Origin of the sequence: Streptomyces sp. S4.7 (assembly GCF_010384365.1) — a bacterium.
Lineage (GTDB): Bacteria > Actinomycetota > Actinomycetes > Streptomycetales > Streptomycetaceae > Streptomyces.
This window is the reverse complement of the sequence record NZ_CP048397.1, coordinates 69,735-91,762: the sequence shown is the minus strand read 5'-3', so window position 1 is coordinate 91,762 and position 22,028 is coordinate 69,735. Positions and strand designations below refer to the sequence as shown.

Genomic DNA, 22,028 nt, shown 5'->3' with positions numbered 1-22,028 from the left:
AAGTGCCTGCGTCTGCCGGAGGACCGGCAGGGGGCCGGGGCGCATGCTCAAGGCGTAGCGGAGATCGCGGTCTGCGACGGAGAGGATGGAGAGCGGTATGAGTACTTCAGCAGCGCTGATGGTGGCCGCCGAGGGCGGGCTCATCGGGGACGGACGGACCGGGGCCAACCTGGCCCTCGGGGCAGGACTGCTCGGCCTGGTGATCGGCCGGCTGGCCTCGACTCGTGCCGGCGGCCGGATCAGTACCGGCAGCGCGCGCACCGGTGGGATGTCGGCCATCGCGGTCGGAATGGCCGGCGTGGTCCTCGCGGTGCTGCACCTGGCCACCTCCAGTGGCGGTCCCGGTACCGGCAACGGGCTTGTCGGCGCCGTCGTCGCGCTGCCGTTGGGGCTGGGCGGCGTACTCCTCGGCCGCCGGGCGCTGACCCGCGCCGTCGGCGCCGGGCAGCCGATGGGATGACCCGCTGAGCGCTGCCGGGTCACGGTGTGCGTGCGGCCACCGAGCGGCGCACCCCGTAGGCGGCGGCACCTACGGCCAGCACCGTGGCCCCGGCGACCACCGAGGACAGCGGCAGGGCGAAGGCCAGGACCAGGCAACCGGCGAACCCGATCACGGGGATGATCCGCGCGGGACGGCCCTCCAGAGGTCGCAGGGTCCAGGCGCAGGCGTTGGCGACGGCGTAGTACGCCAGGACACCGAAGGAGGAGAACCCGATCGCCCCGCGCACGTCCACCGTCGCCGCGACCACCGCCACCACGGCGCCCACCGCGAGCTCGGCCCGGTGCGGCACCTTGAACTTCGTGTGCACCGCGGCCAGGCCGTGGGGCAGATGCCGGTCGCGGGCCATGGCCAGAGTGGTGCGGGAGACGCCGAGGATCAGCGCGAGCAGCGAGCCGAGCGCGGCCACGGCGGCCCCGACACGCACGACCGGCGCCAGCCGGTCTGCGCCCGCCGCCCGGGCCGCGTCCGACAGGGGCGCGGCGGCCTCGGCCAGGCCCTTGGGGCCCAGCACGGTCAGCACGGAGATGGCGACGACTGCGTAGACGACCAGGGTGATACCGAGCGAGATCGAGATGCCCCGGGGGATGGTGTGCTGCGGGTCGCGGACCTCCTCGCCGAGGGTGGCGATGCGCGCGTACCCGGCAAATGCGAAGAACAGCAGGCCCGCCGCCTGGAGCACCCCGCCGAACGTTGCGTCGTCCCCGACACCGAGCCGGGCCGCGCTCGATGAGGAAGAGGTGAGAGAGACGACCACGACGGCGGCGAGCACCGCCAGAACCACCGCCACGACCACCCGGGTCAGCAGCGCCGACTTCTGCACCCCGGCGTAGTTGACCGCCGTCAGCGCCACCACCGCCGCGACCGCGACCGCGTGAGCCTGTCCGGGCCACACATACGAGCCGACCGTGAGCGCCATCGCCGCGCAGGAGGCGGTCTTGCCGACCACGAACGCCCACCCCGCGAGGTAGCCCCAGAAGTCCCCCAGCCGCTCCCGGCCGTAGACGTAGGTGCCACCGGAGGCGGGGTAGCGGGCCGCGAGCCGCGCGGAGGAGGTCGCATTGCAGTACGCGACCACGGCGGCGAGGGCCAGGCCGATCAGCAGTCCGGAGCCGGCGGCGTGCGCGGCCGGCGCGAGTGCAGCGAAGATCCCCGCACCGATCATCGCCCCCAGGCCGATCACCACGGCATCGAACACCCCGAGCCGCCGCTGCAACTCATCCGGAACGGCCGCCGGCGATGGCTTGCGCATGGACCACTCCTCAGCGGCAGAGCCGCGTCTCTTACGGACTCCGATATCGGCCGGCCCGGTCGAGCCACGCTACCCAGCGTGTCAGCCGCGGGTACGGCCGGTCCAAGGCCCCTTCCACCTTCCGTATGTGAGCGGGCCCAGCTTCGTATCCGCCGTGCGCCGGTGCTTGGAGGCGGGGCCCGTTGAAGCCAGGAGCCGTGCCTGAAGGCCCTGTTGTCCCCTGTGTACGTGCCCACGCCGGTCGCGTCCACCGCCGGCAACGCGGCGTTCGAGGTCACCCCCGGAGCCGAAGGCTCGCACTACGCCGCAGCGGCCACCGTCGACCGCGCCGACACCGCCGGTGCGGTCCACACATACGGGTTCCTGCGCCCGCAGAGCCGACGCGGTGGGTAGCGGGCGGCGTGCCCCTGAGGCGGGTTGGACGGCCACGGGGCTGCCCAGCGATCTGGAACAGCGGTGCAGTCCGTCGGACGGCTACCGCCGCGCATGGCATACGCCGAGGCGTACGCGCCGTTCTCCTCTGCGCAGTCAACCCCCGGCCCGTGCTCGCTCGCGGAGTTCGCCGATGAGCGGCACCCCTATGACGCGATAAGGAGCGCCTCCGCGCCGACCGGCCGGACTCCGGCGGCCTGGAACGCGCGCACACTGCGCGCGTTGCCCGCAGCCTGCTGTGACCAGACCTGCTCCCCGGCGGGCACGAGATGCCGTGCGGCCGTCGCCAGTGCCCGGCCCAGGCCCCGGTGGCGTGCCCCCTCGTCCACCTCGATCGCCGTCTCCCAGCGGCCCGCCACGCCCCGGCCGAGAATGACCACCCCGCCGTCAGCCGCCCAGACGCGCACGTCGCGGGAGTCAGCAGTTCCAGGCCGACGGCCCCGGCGAGAAGCACCGGGGACAGCCAGGGGTACTGCTGGATGCGGGAATGCCGCTCGTCCATGTCGCCGGGCCTTGTCCGCTTGACCGCGTCTCTCCGTTCAGCCACCACATCACGGGAACAGCAGGTTCACCCCGCCACAAGACCACCGTAAACCGCATCAAAATCATAAAAAAGCAGTGTGCTTTCCGGAGGGCGGTGTGGGCCTCGTCCCTCAGTGCCTGGACGCAACGGCGGTGCCCGGGCGGGTCGTTCAGCCGCTGCCGCTCGCCCGGGCCTCATACCAGGCTGCGTACCGTCAGCCCGATCCCTACCGCCAGGACCGCGAACGCGGTCAGAACGGCCCCGTACGGGGTGTAGCGGCGCAGGGCCGGCAGCCGTCTCTCGCCCAGCGTCGCGAGCCGGCTCCCGCCACCGGCGAGCAGCAGCCCGGCCGAGGTCAGGGTGAGCGCCATGCCGAGGCCGTAGCCGATGACGAGCAGCACGCCGAAGTACGTTCGGCTCAGGGCGATCGCGCCCAGCAGGACGACGAGCGCGGAGGGACTGGGTACCAGTCCGCCCGCGAGCCCGACACCGAGGAGGGCGGGAAGCCCGGTACGGCCCGCCTTCCCGTGGCGATGGTCGCTGTGCGTCTGTCCGTGCGTGTGCCCTTGCCCGTGCGAGTGCCCGTCCCCGTGCGTGTGGTTGTGGCCGTGGGCTGGCGTGGCGCCGGCTCTCAGCCCTCGTACAGCCGTCACTGTCAGCATCGCTCCCAGCCCCGCGATCACTGCCCCGCTCACGGCACCGAGCAGTCCCAGCAGTCGCTCCCCCAGCAGCCCTCCGCCCGCGGTGAGAAGCAGGCCCGTCACGAGCACTCCCGCCGTATGCGTGGCCGTCACCGTCGCGCCGACCGCCACGGCAGCGCGCGCACCGCCCTTCCCGCGGGCCAGACAGGCCGCCACCGCCAGCTTGGCGTGCCCGGGGAGCGCCGCGTGCCCGGCGCCGAGAAGCAGGCTGAGCAGCACCGCGAACAGCCCCACCGGCCAGGTGAGATCGCGGCCCGCCGTGAGGTCGGTGAGCCGGTTCTCCAGGGCGGGGAAGAGTACCGCCTCCTTCGCCACGGCGCGGGTGTCGCGCGCACCGGCAGGCCCGCCGTAACCGGCGTCCCCCGGCTGCGTCCGCAGCGTCGCGGACGTCACAGCCAGTGGTTGTTCACCGCCGTTCGCCGGGTAGCGCCGCAGCGCCCCGCTCGGGCTCGTCGCGGGCACGGAGGAGCGTGCCAGCCGCACCCCGGCCCCGGCGACTGCGGTGATCTCTTTCCACCCGGTCCGCGCGGTGTCCGCGCCCGAAACGAAGCCGACCTCGGCGGGCCCGGTCAGATCCGCCTCCGCCGTCAGTGCGCAAGTCAGCCGGGCGACAGGCAGTCCCGCCGCGCCGGCGGCGTACGTCAGTGTCGCCTTCCGCGTATGCCACCGGAGCGCGCGTCCGTTCACCGTCGCCCCGGTCCGCCCGGCCAGCTCCGTGCAGCGCTCCGTCGCCCGGTGGGCCGCTTCCCCGGCCGAGACCGTCCCGTCGCGGTCGGTGTCGGTGGCGCCCCGGTCCTGCGCGGTGGGGATCTCCGCGCTGTCGACAACCGCCGTGTCCTGGATCCGGTCCGCCGCCAGCCGCAGACCGTCGTGGTGATTGACGCTGAAGTTGCCCAAGGGGTGTGCCTGCGCGGGCGTTGCCGCCGCGAGTGCCAGCGCGATCGACGCGGATACGGTGGCGGCCGTCCGGCGGACGTGCCTCATTTCCTGGTCAACTCCTTGGCCCGCACGGCATGGTACGGAGAGAAGTGGGGGTTCCTCTCCAGCGCCTCGCGCAGGTGGCGCCGGGCCCCGGGCAGGCCGAGTGCCCGCTCGATCGCACCTCGGTGGTAGTGGAACAGCGCGTTGTCCCAGCCGGTCGCGGCCGCCCGCCGCGCGTACTCCAGAGCCTCGCCGCTGTGCCCGTCCCGGTGCAGTGCCCAGGCCAGGGCATCGGCCGTGACCACACCGCGGGTGTGTTTCCACTCCCTGCGCATCAGTTCCACCGCGACTGCCGGGTCGCCGTGGTCGGCGGCGAACAGCGCCAGATGCGGGTCGACGGGGCCGCCGTCCGCGCGCGACAGCCGCACCTGGGCCGTCAGCGCGGCCTCCGCTCCGCCCGGCCCGGAATCACCGGGCTCGGACATCGAGGCTCGCAGCTCGACCGTTTCCAGCAGGAACTGCGGCAGCGGAGTCCGTTCCGTCAGCCGTTCGTACATGTCGAGCGCCTTGTCCGGCTCACCCCGTGCCGCGAGCACCCTGGCCGTCCCCGCGACCGCGTACGGATACTCCGGTTCGCTGTCCAGGGCGTACCGGTAGTGCTTCGCCGCCCGGTCGGCGTCCCCCTGCGACCAGGCCAGGTCACCCAGCCGTGTCTGCGCGAAGGCGCGCTCGCCGGTCGTCGACGCGCTGTCCACCGCCCGTTCCAGGGCGATGCCGGCATCGGGCGGCCTGCCGTTCGTCTCCAGGTCGTAGGCCGCTCTGCTGTACGCCGCGGAGCCGGGCGCCAGATCGAGCAGGCGCTGCGCGGCGGCGCGCGCCGCCGGGTAGTGGCCGAGCTGGATCTCCGCGTCTGCCAGGACCGAGTACCCGTCGGGCCGGTCCGGTGCCATGCGGGTGGCCCGCAGACCGTGTTCACGGCCCTGGGTGAACAGGTGCCGGGCGTTGGCAAGCTGCCCCCGGCCGACGACCGCGTCGTAGTTGCGTGTGCTGTCCAGGGCCACAGAGCGGCGTAGGGCGTGGTCGGCGGCCTCCAGCCGGGCGGCGTCCAGCGTGGTCCGGGCCTGTTCGATCTCGGCGCGGGCGAGCAGGGCCCATCCCACCGGGTCCCGCGGGTAGGCCTTCGTACGCTTCCTGGCCGTGCCGAGTGCCTCTGCCGCGGGAGCACCACCGGCAGGTGCGGCTGCGGCCGGGGCGGTGGCCGCAGGGCTCTCGGCGGCCGGACCCAGATACAGGAGTCCCGCCACACAGCCGGCCACGGCCACCGCTCCGCCCGCTGCGGTGATCAGAGGCTTCACGGGCCCGCGTGCGGGAGGTTGAGGTAGGGGAACGTGCTCTGCGCGTCGGCGGGTTCGAGGCGTACGACGGGATCGGGCAGCAGATCCCGCGCGGACGGCCCCGCGGGCTCGCCCTCCAGCATCCTGATCAGAGGCCCGTCGATGTTGTCGTTGAGGCGCCGCCCGTTGGGGAAGCCCTGGAGGTCGCCGTCGAGCACGCCGTGCGCCTTCGGGTCCGCTGCCACCGGGGTGGTGAGGTTGAGCCGCAGCTGCTCGGCGAGCACGATGCGCGACCGATCCGCGTCGGCGTTCATGGTGTGGGTGGTGAGGTCGAAGCCGAACAACGACCCGTTGGACTTCCCGATGCCCTTCATGAGCAGGGCCTGGATGTCGCGACGCGGGGTTGCCGGAGCCCTGCGTCCCTGGGCTCGCTCGATGCGCCGCGGCGGTACGGGATCGAGCGTCGCCGCCAGGAAGTCGGCGTCCAAGTGGTCGTCCTTCGGGGCACGTGCCTGGAAGCGGTCCTCGGGCCCGCCCGGCTTCGCGAGCCCGACGGTCGACCCGTGGACGGCGAAGGCGACGTGCGGGGTGCCGTTCCGGGAGACCTGCCGGTAGACGGGGGCCTGCTCGGCCAGACTCCGTCCGAGGTCCGCACTCTGGCGGGAGACGGACGACCAGACGCCGACGACCGGGTTGCGCCGCGCGTCACCGGCCAGCGCCACCTCGCTCTTGGGCACCTGCAGCACCAGGCTGTTCACGTTGAGGGCGGACAGTGGCTGGGCGTCGGGCAGCCAGCCGGGCACCGGCCCCGAGGTCCCGGCGACGAACAGGCCGAAGACCTGGGTGTCAGCCTTGAACGATTCCGCCGCCTGCGTGGCGACCGTACGGCCACCGCCCGGCAGGTCCCGGATCGCCTGGGTGCGCAGCTTGCCGTAGTTCGGCATCAGGGTGCGACCCGTATGGGTGGGTGCCGCGATGGCGTCGCGCAACAGCGTCGTGACGGTGCCGTCCGCGGTGACCTTCTCCAGGGTGTACTTCTGCCGGACACCCAGAGACCGGTCGTCCAGGGAATTCACGGGCAGCGGACCGACCTTCGGACCCGTGCCGAACGGGCGGCGGTCCTCGTTGCGGAACGTCCAGCGGTAGGTCGCGTCGGGCGCTCCGTCCCCGTCGGCGTCCGTATGGATCTCATACCGTGCCCCCGTCGCGAACGGATGGTCCACCAGCGCGTTGGCCGCCGTCCCCGGCAGCTGGAAGGGCCGTACGTTCGCGATGAGGGTGACCGTGCCGGTGTCCTCGGGGCTGGTGAAGGCATAGACGTCCGTGATGTCCGTCGCGGTGTCCCGCAGCGAGGAGGGCGCGTCGACGTGACCACCCGCCTCACCGACGCCGGTGAGCGGGCCCGCCACCGACGCGGCGGTCAGCGCCGCAGCGGTCGCGGCGAGCGCTCGAAGCCTCCGGCGGGCGGGGCCGGGCCTTCGATCCGGGAGTCCCGGCCCTTGACCGGCGTATCGGCTGAATACAGGAGTGCTTGCCATTTCGGGCATGACGTTCTCCAGTGCTGTGTGGGGGAGTTCCACCAGAGTGAGGCGCTGTTGATCTACGAAAGGCCAAAGCCGCTCCGCATCACCGAATCGCGCTGATCTTTCCGCCTTTCGGGCTAACGAACGGTCCGAGTCGTACATTTCTATGTATCAATGGGCGCACCCGGCTAAAGGTGCGCCTTCGTCCGCCAGCCGGACTGCGGACGAACTCTGTTGATGCGCACGTCTGTTGGGTTCCGGCGCGCCCTGGACCCAGGGCGCTTTCCACGTCACCGGTAGAGAAAGAGCACATACCCATGCGCGCACTCCGTCGTCTCACCGTCCTCGCCGCAGCGGCCGCACTCACCGTGCCGCTCGGCATGACCGCCGCCGGGGCATCCGCCCCGCAGCAGTCGGCAACCGCCCCCACGGCCGCGGTCGCCGATCCCTTCCCCGGCGCCTACATCTCCCCGTGGGGAGACGCGCAGGTGGCCCTGGGGGATGAAGCGCTGGCCTGGATGAAGCGCGAGGGCATCACACTCAAGGCCATCAGCCCGTTCAAGATGGACGCGGACAAGCGCGGCTTCTCCATGCCGATCGGCTCGACGGCCGGTGACGGTCTCGACTCGAAGGGCCGGATCTTCTACCCCGGCGGGCTGAGCTTCCACCACAAGACCTCCGGCAAGACCATCACGCTCCAGTCCACCTTCATCCGCGTGATGCCCACCCCGGCCTACTCGGCGGGCGTGTCGGTCGACGGAAAGCGTCTCTCCGAGGAGGTCTCGATCGCCGAGTCCACCTACATCGAGGTCATGGCCGGGGCCCGTCCCAGCTTCACCGGCTTCCGCATCAAGCAGGCCCCCTTCTACCTGACGCAGGAGGCCGCAGACCTGTTCACCTCGGTGACGGGCGGCCAGGCGCCTCGCGTCGGCAGCCTGTTCGGGACGCTGACGCCGAACTTCGACTACATCCCCACCCGCGGCTAGAGGGTGGCCCTTTGACGGGCCGGCCGGCTGACCGCTCGTAGCCGTCCGGTCAGTGCACTCATGCGATGGGTACCGGATCGAGCCGCTCGCGCAGGCCGATCCGGCCCCTGGGCGCGGGGGCAACTGCCCTGGCTCCGCGCCACGACGTTCGTCAAGGCCGGCAGCCCAGGCGGCGCGGCTCGAACGAGAACACCAACGGCCTGCTGTGGCAGTGTTTCCCCAAGGGCACCGACCTTTCGGTCCATCCTCGCGAGCACCGTGACGCGGTAGCGGCCGAGGTCATCCCTTGGTGGATGTGGAGCGCTCTGTGGCCACCTGATCGCCACGACAGCCCATGTATCAGGCCCCAGGCGCCAGGACCAGGACCAGGCCGACCGCCCGCGCCAGGACCAGGACCAGGCCTTGTCCGAGCAGGAGGCCGGGCGGTCGTCTCTGGCGCCGGTGCGCGCCCGCGCCGGTGGCCCACGCGACGCGCTTGACGCGCTCGACCATGTGATGGTGGGTCAGGCAGGCCCTACCACTGACCAGGGACGGGAAGCGTTCATGCCTGACAACGCCCAGTACTTTCCACAGATGATCGTCCCGACGGGACATGTCGAACCAGTCGCCCGTCGTATCCGCGCCTTCCTGGCCGGCCACATGCTGTTCGACACCATGCGGGCTGTCTACGTATGGGAGTGGCCCGGCTATCCGCAGTACTGCGTGCCGGCGGAGGACTTCACCGAAGGAGTTCTCGTCGATGAGGACCACACGCAGAAGCTGAGCCTGGGGGTGGCGCGCCGCCATGGGCTGCGTGTCGGCGAGGTCGCGCGGCCCGGCTCGGCACGGCTGTGGACACAAGAGGCGCCGCCGGGTCTCGCGGGCACCGTACGTATCGACTGGGCTGCCCCCGACGCATGGTTCGAGGAGGACGAGCAGGTGTTCGTGCATCCCCGCAGCCCCTACACACGGGTGGACGCGCTCCGGTCGAGCCGCAGCGTCCGCGTCGAGCTGGACGGCGAGGTCCTGGCCGAGGCGCCCTCGACCGTCATGGTGTTCGAAACCGGCCTGCCGACCCGTTACTACCTCGATCTCGTGCACGCCGATCTCACCCGGCTGACGCCCAGCGACACCGTCACCGCTTGCCCTTACAAGGGCAGCACCAGCGCGTACTGGTCCGTCACCACGCATGCGGGCAGCCACGCGGACATCGCGTGGTCCTACGACTTCCCGACCCGACAACTCGCGCCCATCGCCGGTCTCGTGGCCTTCTACAACGAACAGACCGACATTTTCCTCGACGGCCGCGCGCTCCCTCGTCCCGCCCCTGTCAACCGGACCGCCGCGCGTAGATCCGACTGACGCCTCACGGGTGAACCACAAGCCCCGCTTCCAGGCGTGAGGACCGACGGCACGCGGACGATGCGCACTGCTGGTGCTCGACTGCGCGGCTGCCCCGGCTCATGGCAGTCACACGCCGACTTCTGTTGTGAAGCGGTCGCTGTCGAATGATCAGAAGCGTTTATTGAACAAGAACAGGAAATATCTATCACGAGCGAATAGATCCCAACCGCTGTGGCCAAATACTTGATACGGCTGACGGAGAATCCGATCAACTCCCCCCACTCATGGTTCTTCTGATCCCAAGTGCAAGGGTGGGGCATGGCAGGTGACCGCCTGGCACGTCGTACAGGCCACGCTGGCGCTGGGGGACGACGAAGTGCTGCGCGTCGACCGGTTGAGCGACCCCGGTGCCGGGCGGATCACAGCCCGGGTCGCGGCCGACGACCGGCGCGCGGATCGCTGCTCAAGGCGGACGCCTCCTTCCCGGAGGGCGCGCGGCTTCTGCGTGGCGCCCGAACGGTCAAGCAGTCCGAGCCCGTGACGGTGGTGGGACACGCTCTGATACAGGAGGCGGGCGACCGGCCACCCGTCGGTTCCCACCGTCATCGGCGGTCAGGACGACGGGGGGTGTGCGTGTCGTGTGAGGACGGACCGCGATCAGTGCCCGTTGGTGATTTCTTCGTATTCGCGTGGGGTGGGTTTGGTGATCTGTGCGTTTTCCCCGTAATAGCCCCGGCTGAGCTTGACCCGCAGCCGCCGGGTCCAGGCACGCCCGCCGTTCGTGGTCTGTTCGGTGCCCGCCGGGAGCGGTTTGTACTGTTGGTGCGCCGTGAGCGAATGCAGTTGTTCACGGGTGAGCGGTTCGTGCACTTCGACGAACTCGCCGTACGAGAGGCGCTTGACGACGCCCGTCTCGCGGCCGTGCAGCACCTTTTCCCGGTCGCGGCGCTGGAGACCGAGAGCGCATCGTTTCGCGACGATGTAAGCGAGCACCGGGACGACGAAAAGCCCGAACCGGACCGCCCATGTCACCGTATTCACGGAGAGATGGAAGTGCGTGGCGATCAGGTCGTTCGCCGCACCGAGCAGTGCCACGACGTAGACACTCAGCCAGGCGACACCGAGGCCCGTACGGACGGGCCGGTCGCGTGGTCTGTCGAGGAGATTCTGTTCCCGGTCGTCGCCGGTCACCCAGGCCTCGACGAAGGGGTAGACGCCCATGGCCAGGAAGAGGCAGACGCCGGCCATCAGCGGGAGGAAATTGTCGAGAGCCAGGGTGTGGTCCCAGAAGTTGAGCTCCCAGCCGGGCATGACGCGCAGAAGGCCGTCGGCCACACCCATGTACCAGTCGGGTTGCGACCCGGCCGAGACCTGGTCGGGGCGGTAAGGGCCGTACCGCCAGATGGGGTTGATCTGCGCGATTGCCGCGGCGGTGAAGATCACACCGGCGACCATGAAGAAATACCCCGCCGACTTCACCGCGTACACCTGAACGGGCGGACCGACCACATTGGTTTTCGTACGGCCGGGGCCGGCGAACTGGGTGTGCTTGTGATAGAGCAACAGGGCCAGGTGGGCGACGACAATTGCCGCCATGATCCCGGGGATCACCAGAATATGGATGGTGTTGAAACGAGGCACCAGGTCGTTGCCGGGAAAGTCCCCGCCGAAAAGGAAGAACGACAGGTAGGAGCCGATGATCGGCGTGGAGAGAAGCGTGCCGTTCACGATGGCGAGCCCGGTTCCGGAGAGTTGGTCGTCCGGCAGGTCGTAACCGGTCAGCCCCGCGAACATGGCGAGGACCAGCAGCGAGAAGCCGAGCAGCCAGTTCACCTCGCGCGGTTTGCAGAACGCGCCGGTGAAGAAGACGCGCATCATATGCACCAGCACGGCGGCGACGAACACCAGCGCCGCCCAGTGGTGGGCCTGTCGGATGAGCAGGCCGCCACGGACATCGAAGGAGATGTCCATCGTCGAGTCGAATGCCTCGGAGACCAGTTGCCCGCGCAGAGGCGCGTAGCTGCCGTCGTACGTGACCTGTGCCGATGACGGGTGGAAGTAGAAGGTCAGATACACACCCGTGAGAATGATGACGAGGAAGCTGTAGACACAGATCTCCCCCAGCATGAAGGACCAGTGATCCGGGAAGGCCTTCCGTATCGTGGCTCTCACCACCCGGTGGAGGCCCAAGCGGCCGTCCGCCCAGTGCGCGAGCTTCTCCCCGGAGCGCTTCCGACGCCCTTGCCCGGACTCGGCCGGTCGATCCTCGGTGCCCATCGTTCTCACCCCTCGTGCCATGGGGCACTCGCGCGGTGCTCGCCCGGGAGGATCAATACCTCGCACGACCGCGACCGACGGACGGCGCGGCCGCTTTCACCAGTACGTGGCGGTGTCCGGACCCAGGGCCGGCGTGGCGGGAGGTATCACGGGCTCGGGTCGGTACGGGTTTCTGTGCGATGTGGATCGAGCGGAGGGTGAGGGAGCGGGTTCGCGTTGGCGGATGTCTTTGCTCGCCAGGGCGGCAGGTCGCCAGGTCGGCAGCAGATCGGGGTGGCCGGCGGCGCTGCCGTTGGAGCAGTTGTCGGTGTGGCTGCCGGTTCCGTCAGCCACAGGCGGGGACCACGACTGGCACGTGCGTGCGGGGCGGGGTCGGCGGGGTGAGGGTGTGAACGGTGCCGGCGGTGGCTGGATGCGGCGTGGACGCAGGTCCGTGTGGAGCGCCGGCCGGAGTGGGGCCGGAGTGTTCGTCGTTGCGCGTTCGGCAGGGCGACGTGATCCCGGTACAGCATCTGCGGTGGTTCTGGGGCGTGTTCAGGTGGTTGGGGCGCCGGGCCCGGGCGCCCCCGCGCGCAGTCCGTCCATGACGATGTCCAGGAGCCGGGTGGATCTCGGCTGCCAGTCCTCGTGCGGATCGATCTGCCAGAGACCCGCGATGGCCAGGAAGAAATCGTCCGGGGTCACTCCGTGGCGGATGGTGCCGGCCTTCTCGTTGGCGCGGAGCAGGATTCCGGCAGCGTCCATCACCGGGGTGGGGCCCGGTTTGGCGGGGCCGCCCGGCGTGCTGGTGACCAGTCGGATCGCGTCCGCCAGACCGGCCTTGGTCATGGCGAACCCCGCGAGGCGGTTCATCCACTCACGCAGGGCCTGTTCGGGTGCGTGTGTGTCCAGCAGGTCGGCTGCCGCGTCGGCGGCCTGCTGCATCTCGTGGCGGTAGAGCTCCAGGACGAGGGCCTCGCGGTGGGGGAAGTTGCGGTAGAACGTGCCCTGGCCGACGCCGGCCTTCTTGGCGATCGTGCTCAGCGGGACGTCCGCCTGCCGTGTCAGTTCGGCCATGGCGACCTGCAGGATGCGTTCGCGGTTGCGCTGTGCGTCCGAACGCAGGGGGGTGTCCTTCTTCGAGTGGGGCACGCGTCCTCCTTACGGGTTCGTGGCCGAATCCCGTCCTTGTTAACCGGACAGCTGTCCGTTACGTTCGGTGTGAGTGGACAGCAGTCCGGTTAGCTCCCATCTTAGTGCTGGCCGCCGCCGAGCCGCAGCCTCCTGACGAGCCTTCACGTCATGCCCCACCCCCGACTCTCCGTTGTTGCCGGCGGCCCCTATCCCGCTACCACCGAAACCTGACCGCTGACCACGGCCCGATTCCTGTCAACAGACACAGAGAAGGCTGATCATGGCCCCAGCTCCCTCGTCGACTTCCAGTGCGATCATCCTGAACATCAACGGCGAGAAGCATCATCTGTCCATCGACCACCGCACCACCCTGCTCGACGCCCTGCGCGAGCGGCTCGATCTCATCGGCACCAAGAAGGGCTGTGACCAAGGCCAGTGCGGCGCCTGCACCGTCCTGGTCGACGGGCGTCGCGTCGTGTCCTGCCTGAGCCTCGCGGTCGCGGCCGAGGGGCGCGAGATCACGACCGTCGAAGGAGTGGCCGAGGAAGGCGAGCTGCACCCCGTCCAGCAGGCCTTCCTCGACCTCGACGGTTACCAGTGCGGCTACTGCACCCCGGGACAGATCTGCTCCGCCATCGCCGTCATCGAGGAACACGCGGCCGGCTGGCCGAGCGCCGTCACCGACGACGTGGGTCCCGAGGCGGGGCCGCCACCACTCACACCGGCCGAGATCCGCGAGCGGATGAGCGGGAATCTGTGCCGCTGCGGCGCCTACGTCTCGATCGTCCAGGCCGTCACCCGTGCGGCCGAGGCCTACGAAGAGGAGCGGACGGCAGCCGCGAAGGAGGCAGTCGCATGAGGGAGTTCGGCTATCAGCGCGCCCATGACGTCGCCGGTGCGCTCGCCCTCCTCGCCGCCGCCCCGGACGCGCGGTTCCTCGGCGGCGGTACCAACCTCGTCGACCTGATGAAGACCGGCGTCGAACGCCCCGCCCGGCTGGTCGATGTCCGTGAACTCCCGCTCGACCAGGTCGAGCGCACCGCGGACGGTGGTCTGCGTATCGGAGCGACCGTCACCAACAGCGATCTCGCTGCCCACCCCGAAGTCCGCCGCAGCTACCCGGCGTTGACCCAGGCCGTACTGGCCGGCGCCTCCGGGCAACTGCGCAACATGGCCACCGCCGGCGGCAACCTGCTCCAGCGCACCCGCTGCGGCTACTTCTCCGACGTGAGCAAACCCTGCAACAAGCGTGCCCCGGGCAGCGGTTGCCCCGCCATCAACGGCGAGCACCACAATCACGCCGTCCTCGGCGCCTCCGACCACTGCGTGGCGGTCCACCCCTCCGACATGGGCGTGGCACTGACAGCGTTCGACGCCGTGGTCTCCTACGAGACCCCCGACGGGCCGGGCGAGATACCGTTCACCGACTTCTACCTTCCCGTCGGCGACACCCCGCACCGGGAGACCACCCTGCCCCCCGGCGCGTTGATCACCCACGTCAGCCTGCCGCCGGCTCCGGTCGCCGCCCGCTCCCGCTACCGCAAGGTGCGCGAACGCGCCTCGTACGCCTTCGCCATCGGCTCGGTCGCCGCCGCACTCGACATCGATGACGGCCGCGTACGCGAAGCACGTCTGGCCTTCGGGGCCGTCGCATCCCGGCCCTGGCGCGCCCGCGCGGCCGAAGCCGTCCTGACCGGGGCCCCCGCCGACAGCGAGACCTTCGCGGCCGCCGCGGACGCCGAACTCGCGGCCGCCAGACCACTGCCCGACAACGGATACAAGGTGACCCTCATACGCAACCTCGTGGTCTCCGTCCTGACCGAACTCGCCGAGGGGGACGTCCGATGACGCTCACCACGCCAGGAGCCGCGGCGCTGCGACAGGCCGTCGGCGTCGCGCACACCCGCGTCGAGGGCCGCGCAAAAGTCACCGGCGCTGCCCGCTTCGCGGGAGAGATCCCCTTCGCCGACCTGGCCCACGGCTGGCTGGTCCTGTCCACCATCACCCGCGGCCGAATACGCTCGGTCGAGACCGCCCCGGCCCTCGGCATGCCGGGCGTCCTCACCGTTCTGCACCACGGCAACGCCCCACGCCTGAACACCGATTACGTCGGCCTGCTCGGCGTTCCGCCGGACCCGACCGCCGCCGTCTTCCAGGGTGATCGGGTGCCGTACGCCGGCTGGCCGGTCGCGCTGGTCGTCGCCACGACACCCGAGGAAGCCAGGGAGGCCGCCGAAGCGCTTGTCGTCACCTACGACGAGGAGCCGCACGACACCGAGCTCGTCGCCGACCACCCCGGCGCCTACCCCGCCCAGGGACACATGCCTGCGGAGACGGAGAAGGGCGATCTGGCGGCCCAGCTCACCGCGTCCGCAGTCGTCGTGGACGCCCGGTACTCCACCCCCGAAGAACACCACAGCATGATCGAGCCGCACGCGGCGACCGCACTGTGGGACGGCGACCGGCTGGAGGTCGTCGACTCCAACCAGGGCACCACCTGGATCCACGGCGAGCTGGCCAAGATGTTCTCGCTCGACGAATCCTCGGTGCGGGTGCGCTCCGAGCACATCGGCGGCGGCTTCGGCAGCAAGGGCCTGCGCGCCCACCAGGTGTCCGCCGTGATGGCCGCCACCGCCCTGCAACGCCCCGTACGGGTCGTCATGACCCGACGTCAGATGTTCTCGCTGGCCGGCTACCGCAGCCCCACGACGCAGCGCGTCAGGCTCGGCGCCGACCCCGACGGCCGGCTGCGCGCCCTGGAACACCTCTCGCTGAACCAGACGTCGACCGTGCACGAGTTCGTTGAGCCCGGTGCCGGCGTCGCCCGGGTGATGTACGACGCCGACGCACACCGCACGGCCAACCACGTCGTACGGCTCGACGTGCCGTCCCCGACCTGGATGCGCGCACCGGGCGAGGCCCCGGGATCGTTCGCGATCGAGGCGGCCCTCGACGAACTCGCGCAACGGTGCGGTGTCGACCCCATCGAGCTGCGCCTGCGTAACGAGCCGGAGACCGGCCCCGTCTCCGGGCTCGCGTTCAGCAGCCGGAACCTGTCGGCCTGCTTCCGCGAGGGCGCCCGCAGATTCGGCTGGTCGGACCGCGACCCGCGTCCCGGCGTGCGCCAGGACGGACGCTGGCTCCTTGGCACCGGCACGGCGGCGGCGTCCTTCGGCGCCGGGGCCGCGCCCTCCACGGCCCTGGCGACGGCTGGGGCGGACGGTTCCTTCACCGTACGGATCGCCGCCGCCGACATCGGCACCGGCGCCCGCACCGCTCTCACCCTGATCGCCGCCGATGCGCTGGAAACCGCGCCCGAACACGTCCAAGTCCGTATCGGGCACAGCGACTTCGGCCCCGCGATGATCGCCGGCGGCTCGATGGGCACCCGCTCGTGGGCCTGGGCGGTCACGGCCGCGGCGGCCGAGGTGCGGGAGCGGCTGGCGTTGACCCCGGTCATCCCCCCGGAGGGGCTGACCGTCCGGTCCGACACCACCGAGGCTGTCCGTGCCCTCGCGCAGAAGGAACGACACTCCTTCGGTGCCCAGTTCGCCGAGGTCGCCGTGGATGTCACCACTGGAGAGATCCGGGTACGCCGCATGCTGGGCATCTTCGCCGCCGGCCGGATCGTCAATCCGCTCACCGCCCGAAGCCAGCTCGTCGGCGGCATGACCTGGGGCATCTCCATGGCGCTGCACGAGGAGGCGGTACGCGACCGGAACACCGGCCGCCTCTACGCCCCCGACCTCGCCGGCTACCACGTCGCGACGCACGCCGATGTCCCGGACATCGAGGCGGACTGGGTGGACGACCACGACCCGGACGACCCGGTCGGCATCAAGGGCATCGGTGAGATCGGCATCGTGGGTGCGGCGGCGGCTGTCGCCAACGCGGTCTGGCACGCCACCGGCGTACGTCACCGGAACCTGCCGATCCGCCCCGACCGCGTACTCACAGCCGCCATGCGGGGCCCGGCCGGGGCGCCCCCGGAGGGCGGAGGAGCCGCGCATGCTTGACATCGCCGGCGAGCTGCACCGCTGGACGGAGGAGGGCCGGGAGTTCGCCGTCGCCACCGTCGTCTCCGTCGGCGGCAGTGCGCCGCGCGGACCCGGAGCCGCCCTCGCCGTCGACAGCGAGGGCACAGCGATCGGCTCGGTGTCCGGTGGCTGCGTGGAGGGCGCGGTCTACGAACGGTGCGAGCGGGCACTCCAGGACGGCCGGTCCGTGCGCGAACGGTTCGGCTACAGCGACGAGGACGCCTTCGCGGTCGGGCTCACCTGCGGTGGGACCATCGACGTGATGGTCACGCCGGTCCGCGCCCACTCGCCGGAGCGGGCGGTGCTGCGGTCCGCGCTGTCCGCGGCGGCCGCCGGCGAGTCGGCTGCCCTGGCCCGGGTGGTACGCGGCCCGGAGGAACTGCTCGGCCGGGCCCTGCTCGTCCGGGCCGACGGCACCCATCAGGGCTCGCTCGTAGGCCACCCGGAACTGGACCGCACCGCCATGGCCGAGGCCCGGGCCCTGCTGGACGCCGGCCGTACCAGCGCCGTCGCACTCTCGGAGGACGGGTCGCACTGCCCGGGCGGACTTACCCTGCTCGTCGAGACCAGCACGCCGCCGCCCCGCATGATCGTCTTCGGCGCGGTCGACTTCGCCGCGGCACTGGTGCGGGCGGGGAAGCTCCTGGGCCATCACGTGACCGTGTGCGACGCACGGCCCGTCTTCGCCACCGAAGCCCGTTTCCCCGAGGCCGACGAGGTCGTCGTCGACTGGCCGCACCGTTATCTGCGGCGCACCCCTACCGACGCGCGGACGGTCGTGTGCGTGCTCACGCACGAGGCCAGATTCGACGTGCCGCTGCTCACGGAAGCGCTGCGGATGCCGATCGCGTTCATCGGCGCGATGGGCTCACGCCGTACCCACGAGGACCGGATACGGCGCCTGCGAGAGGCGGGCCTGAGCGAGGGCGAGCTGAACCGCCTGCGTTCGCCCATCGGCCTGGACCTCGGCGCCCGTACGCCCGAGGAAACTGCCCTGTCCATCGCGGCGGAGGTCGTCGCGGCCCGGCGGGGCGGCACGGGCCTGCCGCTGACCGGCCGGGCGGAGCCCATCCACCGCGACCTGTCGGGGGCGAGAGCCTGAACGGGGCGCCGGCGTGGCTGAGGTGGTGTTGATGACCGGGCCCGTCCAGTTGTGAAACGACCGAGGAGATCGTCGGGGCGGTCACCTGATCGTCGGTCATGACGAGCGGCTGTGTCCGTTGGTCTGCGCCGCATGGGAAACGGGCTGTGCGGTTGGGTGGCGCCAGGGGACGATGCTCACGCGGCCGTGACGCCGGCGTCGTTGCGGGGCCTGTCAGTCCGTGTTCCGCAGGGGAGAGCGTCTGCTCGGCAATCAGCAGGTCGACCACCAGCCTGCGGCGCGTCCTGCCCAGGTCGGAGCTGTCGGAGGAGCCCACCAGCGGTTCGGCCGCACCGTGCTGACCGCGACGGCCGTACAGCACCGCCGCTGCCCGAGGCAGGACCTGTCCGTCGGACAACCGGGGGAGTCCAGCCATGCGCCCAGACGCGGGTCGTCCAGCCGCAGTGGGTTTCTGCAACGCCGCGCGCCAGCCGCGGACGAACAGCTCACCGACGAGCGTGTCGCCGGCGTCATCGGCTGTTTCTCCCGCTGCGGGCAGCGGGAGATCACTGGCGATGTCGCTGAGAGCCAGAAACGTGTCTGTCCCGGCCTCGCGGACGTCGCTCGTTGCGGAGCTCCGCCTCGACGCCGCCGGTCGGTCGGGCGAGCACGGCCACTCCCGGGGGGTCGCACCGAGGTAGGACGCGATGCCGTGGGGCAGGCGGTGCCAGACGAGGACGTAGCTATTCAGGCAGCCGATGGCCGGCCGTTGCAAGGTGGTCCGGATCCGCTGGGGTCCCGCCCGGCTGTGTCAGGTTCCGCGGGCTCTGTTCGGCAGGAGGCGAGGGGCGGCTGTGCCCGTTGGCCCTCGCCGACACCCCGTCGGCCTGCGGCATGCCCAGCTCCCGGTGGATCACCAGCGCCTGCTGCCAGAAATCGCGGGCCAACCCGTGCTCGCCGAGTGCGGCGTGGATGTCACCGATGCCCCCGAGCGCGTGGGCCCGAAGGTCGCGTTGGCCGCTCCCGATATCCACGGCCAACGCCTCCTGGTAGAGCCGGAGCGCCTCGCCTGGGTTCCCCGCGGCGGCGTGCGCCTCGGCCAGCGCGCTGAGCGTCGCCACGACCTCCTCCAGATCGCCTACGCGCTGGGTGATCCGCAGTGCGGTGTCGAGGTGGCGTATCGCCGACTCGTGATCCCCCCGGCAGCGGTGCACGACTCCGAGCGCCCGCATGGCGGTGGCTTCGAGGCTGCGGTGACCGGCGTTGCGCGCGTTCGTCAGGGCACGATGCGCGTAGTCCAGCGCCTCTTGGTGACGACCGGCCGCGGCGCTGGCGTCCGCCAGACCGCACAGCGTGCTCGCCTCGCTGCCTCAACTCCCGTTCTCCCGCGCGATGGCCAGAGCCTGCCCGAACAGTTCGAGCGCCTCGTCGGACCGGCCCAGGATGTGCAGGACACGTGCGAGGTTGTTCGTGGCCGGCGCGCGCATGCGCTGGTCGCTGAGCTCCTGGTAGAGGGTCAAAGCCTGGCGGAAGCAGTCCGCCGCCGCGACCAGGTTCGACCGCCGCCGGTTCCCGACGCCGAGGTTGTTCAGCGTCGCTGCCTGTAATGACCGGTCGCCGACCTGCCGGTAGAGGGCGAGAGCCCGCTCCAGGTGAGCGACCGCCGGTAACACGACTCCCGTCCTCAGTGCCGCGCCGCCGAATGCCCGCCGCGCGTTGGCCTCGGCCTTGACGTCGCCCAGAGCTTCGGCGGCATGGAGTGCGCGTGTATGCAACACGATGGCGTCGTCGTGGTATCCGCCGATGTTGAGGTAGCGCCACACGGTGTCGGACATCCTGATCACGTAGTCCGGCTCGGCGTGTTGTGTGGCGGCGAGCAGGTTGGTGCGCTCGCTGTCCAGCCAACCGAGCGCCGCGTGGTAGTCGCCGAATGTCGGTGTCCCGGCGTCCGGTGCGGGAATATCGGGCCGGCGTTCGGCCTCGTGCGGGACGATGGTGTCCATCGCGGCGGCCGCGGCGGCGAGGTAGTAGTCGAACAGCCGGGTCAGCGGTCCCGTGTTGTCGCCGGCGGTCTCGGCAAGCTCGGCGGCATAGACACGCAGCAGGTCGTGCGGCTGGTAGGGGCCGCCGGGAGTCTGCTCAACGAGGTGGGCACGGACCAGCACGTCGAGCGCCCTGCGGGTGTCCCGCAGCCCGGTCCCGGTCATCGTCGCCACCGCGTAGGCGTCCGTGTCGTGTCCGGGATACACGCCGAGCAGCCGGAAGACCCGCGCCACGGGCGGGTCAAGCTGCCGGTACGACCAGGAGAACACTGCGCGCACCGCCGTCTGCGGGTCTCCGTCGACCTCCAGCAGGTCCAGGGTGACCTGCTCGGTCAGTTCGTCGGCCAGGCCGCCGATGGTATGGGCCGGTCGTGAACGGACCAGTTCCGCCGCGATGCGCAGTGCCAGCGGCAGTCTTGCGCACCGCTCGACCAGGGAGTCGACCGCGGCCGGTTCGGCGTCGGCGGACGCGCCGAGCAACGTGCGCAGCAGGCCGACAGCCTCGGCTTGCGGCAGCCGGTCGAGCCCGATGCGGTGCGCGCCCTCCCTGGCGACGAGCCCGGCCAGCGAGTCACGACTGGTCACCAGGGTGAAGCAGGACATGCCGGCCGGCAGCAGCGGGCGCACCTGAGCCGCGGTACGGGCGTTGTCCAGCAGGACCAGCATCCGGCGCCGGCCGAGCAGGGACCGGAAGCGGGCCGTGCGCTCGGCGAGGTCTCGGGGAGCGCGGCTCCGTCCGACCCGAGCGCGCGGAGGAAGCCGGCGAGCGCGTCGGCTGCCGACACCGGCTCGTCCGGGCCGTAGCCACGCAGGTCCACATAGAGCTGGCCGTCCGGGAACCGGTCACGCATCCGGTGCGCCCACCGCACCGCCAGCGCCGTCTTGCCGACCCCTGCGGTGCCGGCCAGGGTTGCGATGACCGCGGGTGAGCCGGCGGACAGCAGGCCGTCCAGCTCGTCGAGCTCGGCGTCCCGGCCGGCGAAAACCCGGACGTCGAGGGGCAGGTGGGACGGCATCGGGTCGGCGCGTTCGCCGGCGGTGCCCACGCCGGGCGAGGCGGTGGTCGGCGCAGCCGTGGGCGCAGGTGCGGCTGCCGGTCGGGGACCCGGGCGCACGGTGGGGCTCAGCTCCGTGTCCCCGGCGAGGATTGCTTGGTGAAGGCGCTGAAGGGCCTGCCCGGGGTCGGTGCCGGAGGATGCCGCGAAGGTGCCGGTAGTGGGCGAGGGCGTCGGCCTGCCGGCCGCAGCGGTACAGGGCGAGCATGTACTGGGCGGCCAGCCGCTCGTCCAGCGGATGGGCGGTGCTGTGCCCGGCGAGCAGGGCAAGCAGCGCGGTGTGTTCACCGAGCCGCAGTCGCAGGTCGGCGCAGTCCAGTTCGGCGGCCCACCGTTCCTTCTGGCGGGTGTCGCGGACGGTGTTGAACCAGAGGGTGTCGGCCCCGGCGAACGGCTCGCCGCGCCACAGCGCCAGCGCCTTCTGGAACAGCGCCACCGCCCGCGCATCGTCGTCGGCCTGCCGGACCGCCCCGAGCAGCCGGTGGAACCGGTACACGTCGACCATCTCTTCGTCGACGGTGCACACATAACCGCCCGGCCCCCGGGCGATCACCCCCGGCAGCAGGCGGCGCAACCGGGACACATAGCCGTACAGGGTCTGCGTGGCTCGATGCGGTGGCCCGTCCGCCCACACCCGGTCAGCCAACTGATCCACCGGCACCGGCCGGTTCGCGTCCACGAGCAGAGCTGCCAGCACCGTCCGCTGCCGGGCTGGTCCGAGCTCCACCGGGCCCGCGTCCGACCGTGCCTCAACACCACCCAGCAACCGAAACTCCACACCAGCCCCCGCCCGTGCGCCCGGCCGCAGACACGGCCCCACCAAGCGAACCCTAGGTTTCCTGCAGGGGTGTTGCACGACGGCTCGCCATGGTGGTAACCGCCACCGCGGACACCGCAGCCGTCACCTCCACCCTTACCGGGGATGAGTC

The 22,028-nt window shown here is 71.1% G+C and carries 18 protein-coding genes and 2 pseudogenes; 9 read left to right on the top strand and 11 right to left on the bottom strand.

What is annotated here, in order from left to right; translation table 11 throughout:
- Positions 1–97 precede the first annotated feature (97 nt).
- Complete coding sequence (locus SSPS47_RS00420; protein ID WP_164247557.1) at positions 98–460, top strand: DUF6223 family protein; 363 nt, start codon at positions 98–100, stop codon at positions 458–460.
- A gap of 19 nt (positions 461–479) precedes the next feature.
- Here the strand turns inward: SSPS47_RS00420 and SSPS47_RS00415 are convergent, their stop codons facing one another.
- A complete protein-coding gene (locus SSPS47_RS00415) occupies positions 480–1,751 on the bottom strand; it encodes an APC family permease (protein ID WP_164247555.1) in 1,272 nt (423 codons plus the stop codon).
- 228 nt (positions 1,752–1,979) lie between these two features.
- Between SSPS47_RS00415 and SSPS47_RS00410 the strand changes: the two genes are divergently transcribed.
- Positions 1,980–2,144 (top strand): hypothetical protein, encoded by a 165-nt coding sequence (locus SSPS47_RS00410; RefSeq protein ID WP_164247553.1) that lies wholly within the window; start codon positions 1,980–1,982, stop codon positions 2,142–2,144.
- Positions 2,145–2,329: 185 nt separating this feature from the next.
- On the opposite strand, the pseudogene SSPS47_RS00405 reads toward SSPS47_RS00410, so the two are convergent.
- From SSPS47_RS00405 to SSPS47_RS00390, 4 genes and pseudogenes are all read right to left on the bottom strand, one after another.
- Positions 2,330–2,590: pseudogene (locus tag SSPS47_RS00405) on the bottom strand (GNAT family N-acetyltransferase); the annotation flags it as partial.
- A gap of 310 nt (positions 2,591–2,900) precedes the next feature.
- The gene (locus SSPS47_RS00400; protein ID WP_164247551.1) at positions 2,901–4,391 is read right to left on the bottom strand and encodes a High-affinity nickel-transporter; all 1,491 of its coding nucleotides are present in this window, start codon (positions 4,389–4,391) and stop codon (positions 2,901–2,903) included.
- Entirely contained in the window at positions 4,388–5,683 is a 1,296-nt protein-coding gene (locus SSPS47_RS00395) for a tetratricopeptide repeat protein (RefSeq protein ID WP_164247549.1), read from the bottom strand. Before SSPS47_RS00395 ends, SSPS47_RS00400 begins: the two co-directional genes overlap by 4 nt.
- Positions 5,680–7,071 (bottom strand): DUF4331 domain-containing protein, encoded by a 1,392-nt coding sequence (locus SSPS47_RS00390; protein ID WP_239064700.1) that lies wholly within the window; start codon positions 7,069–7,071, stop codon positions 5,680–5,682. The genes SSPS47_RS00395 and SSPS47_RS00390 overlap by 4 nt, the downstream gene beginning before the upstream one ends.
- 431 nt (positions 7,072–7,502) lie before the next feature.
- Between SSPS47_RS00390 and SSPS47_RS00385 the strand changes: the two genes are divergently transcribed.
- Positions 7,503–8,171 (top strand): hypothetical protein, encoded by a 669-nt coding sequence (locus tag SSPS47_RS00385; RefSeq protein ID WP_164247547.1) that lies wholly within the window; start codon positions 7,503–7,505, stop codon positions 8,169–8,171.
- Between the two features lie 164 nt (positions 8,172–8,335).
- Positions 8,336–8,443: pseudogene (locus SSPS47_RS35045) on the top strand (IS30 family transposase); the annotation flags it as partial.
- A gap of 67 nt (positions 8,444–8,510) precedes the next feature.
- On the opposite strand, the gene SSPS47_RS00380 reads toward SSPS47_RS35045, so the two are convergent.
- Positions 8,511–8,663 (bottom strand): hypothetical protein, encoded by a 153-nt coding sequence (locus SSPS47_RS00380; protein WP_164247404.1) that lies wholly within the window; start codon positions 8,661–8,663, stop codon positions 8,511–8,513.
- Positions 8,664–8,714: 51 nt separating this feature from the next.
- Here SSPS47_RS00380 and SSPS47_RS00375 point away from each other — a divergent pair, with 51 nt between their 5' ends.
- Positions 8,715–9,512, top strand: a complete 798-nt coding sequence (locus SSPS47_RS00375; protein ID WP_164247545.1) for a DUF427 domain-containing protein — start codon at positions 8,715–8,717, stop codon at positions 9,510–9,512.
- Between the two features lie 639 nt (positions 9,513–10,151).
- On the opposite strand, the gene SSPS47_RS00370 is transcribed toward SSPS47_RS00375, so the two are convergent.
- The gene (locus SSPS47_RS00370; RefSeq protein ID WP_164247543.1) at positions 10,152–11,771 is read right to left on the bottom strand and encodes a cytochrome bc complex cytochrome b subunit; all 1,620 of its coding nucleotides are present in this window, start codon (positions 11,769–11,771) and stop codon (positions 10,152–10,154) included.
- 534 nt (positions 11,772–12,305) lie between these two features.
- The gene (locus tag SSPS47_RS00365) at positions 12,306–12,902 is read right to left on the bottom strand and encodes a TetR/AcrR family transcriptional regulator (RefSeq protein WP_164247541.1); all 597 of its coding nucleotides are present in this window, start codon (positions 12,900–12,902) and stop codon (positions 12,306–12,308) included.
- 262 nt (positions 12,903–13,164) lie between these two features.
- Between SSPS47_RS00365 and SSPS47_RS00360 the strand changes: the two genes are divergently transcribed.
- Genes SSPS47_RS00360 through SSPS47_RS00345 form a run of 4 tightly spaced genes read left to right on the top strand, consistent with a single transcriptional unit; the run spans position 13,165 to position 18,023 of the window.
- Positions 13,165–13,743, top strand: coding sequence for a 2Fe-2S iron-sulfur cluster-binding protein (locus SSPS47_RS00360; RefSeq protein ID WP_164247539.1), 579 nt, complete (start codon positions 13,165–13,167; stop codon positions 13,741–13,743).
- Complete coding sequence (locus tag SSPS47_RS00355) at positions 13,740–14,732, top strand: xanthine dehydrogenase family protein subunit M (RefSeq protein WP_164247537.1); 993 nt, start codon at positions 13,740–13,742, stop codon at positions 14,730–14,732. Before SSPS47_RS00360 ends, SSPS47_RS00355 begins: the two co-directional genes overlap by 4 nt.
- On the top strand, positions 14,729–16,900 hold the full coding sequence (locus SSPS47_RS00350; protein WP_164247535.1) for a xanthine dehydrogenase family protein molybdopterin-binding subunit: 2,172 nt from the start codon (positions 14,729–14,731) through the stop codon (positions 16,898–16,900). The genes SSPS47_RS00355 and SSPS47_RS00350 overlap by 4 nt, the downstream gene beginning before the upstream one ends.
- Complete coding sequence (locus SSPS47_RS00345) at positions 16,893–18,023, top strand: XdhC/CoxI family protein (RefSeq protein WP_164247533.1); 1,131 nt, start codon at positions 16,893–16,895, stop codon at positions 18,021–18,023. Before SSPS47_RS00350 ends, SSPS47_RS00345 begins: the two co-directional genes overlap by 8 nt.
- Before the next feature lie 722 nt (positions 18,024–18,745).
- Here SSPS47_RS00345 and SSPS47_RS00340 read toward each other — a convergent pair.
- From SSPS47_RS00340 to SSPS47_RS00330, 3 genes are all read right to left on the bottom strand, one after another.
- The gene (locus SSPS47_RS00340) at positions 18,746–19,354 is read right to left on the bottom strand and encodes a tetratricopeptide repeat protein (RefSeq protein ID WP_164254307.1); all 609 of its coding nucleotides are present in this window, start codon (positions 19,352–19,354) and stop codon (positions 18,746–18,748) included.
- Between the two features lie 18 nt (positions 19,355–19,372).
- Positions 19,373–20,710, bottom strand: coding sequence for a tetratricopeptide repeat protein (locus SSPS47_RS00335; RefSeq protein ID WP_164247531.1), 1,338 nt, complete (start codon positions 20,708–20,710; stop codon positions 19,373–19,375).
- Positions 20,711–20,887: 177 nt separating this feature from the next.
- On the bottom strand, positions 20,888–21,826 hold the full coding sequence (locus SSPS47_RS00330; RefSeq protein WP_275405130.1) for an AfsR/SARP family transcriptional regulator: 939 nt from the start codon (positions 21,824–21,826) through the stop codon (positions 20,888–20,890).
- Between the last annotated feature and the right edge of the window lie 202 nt (positions 21,827–22,028).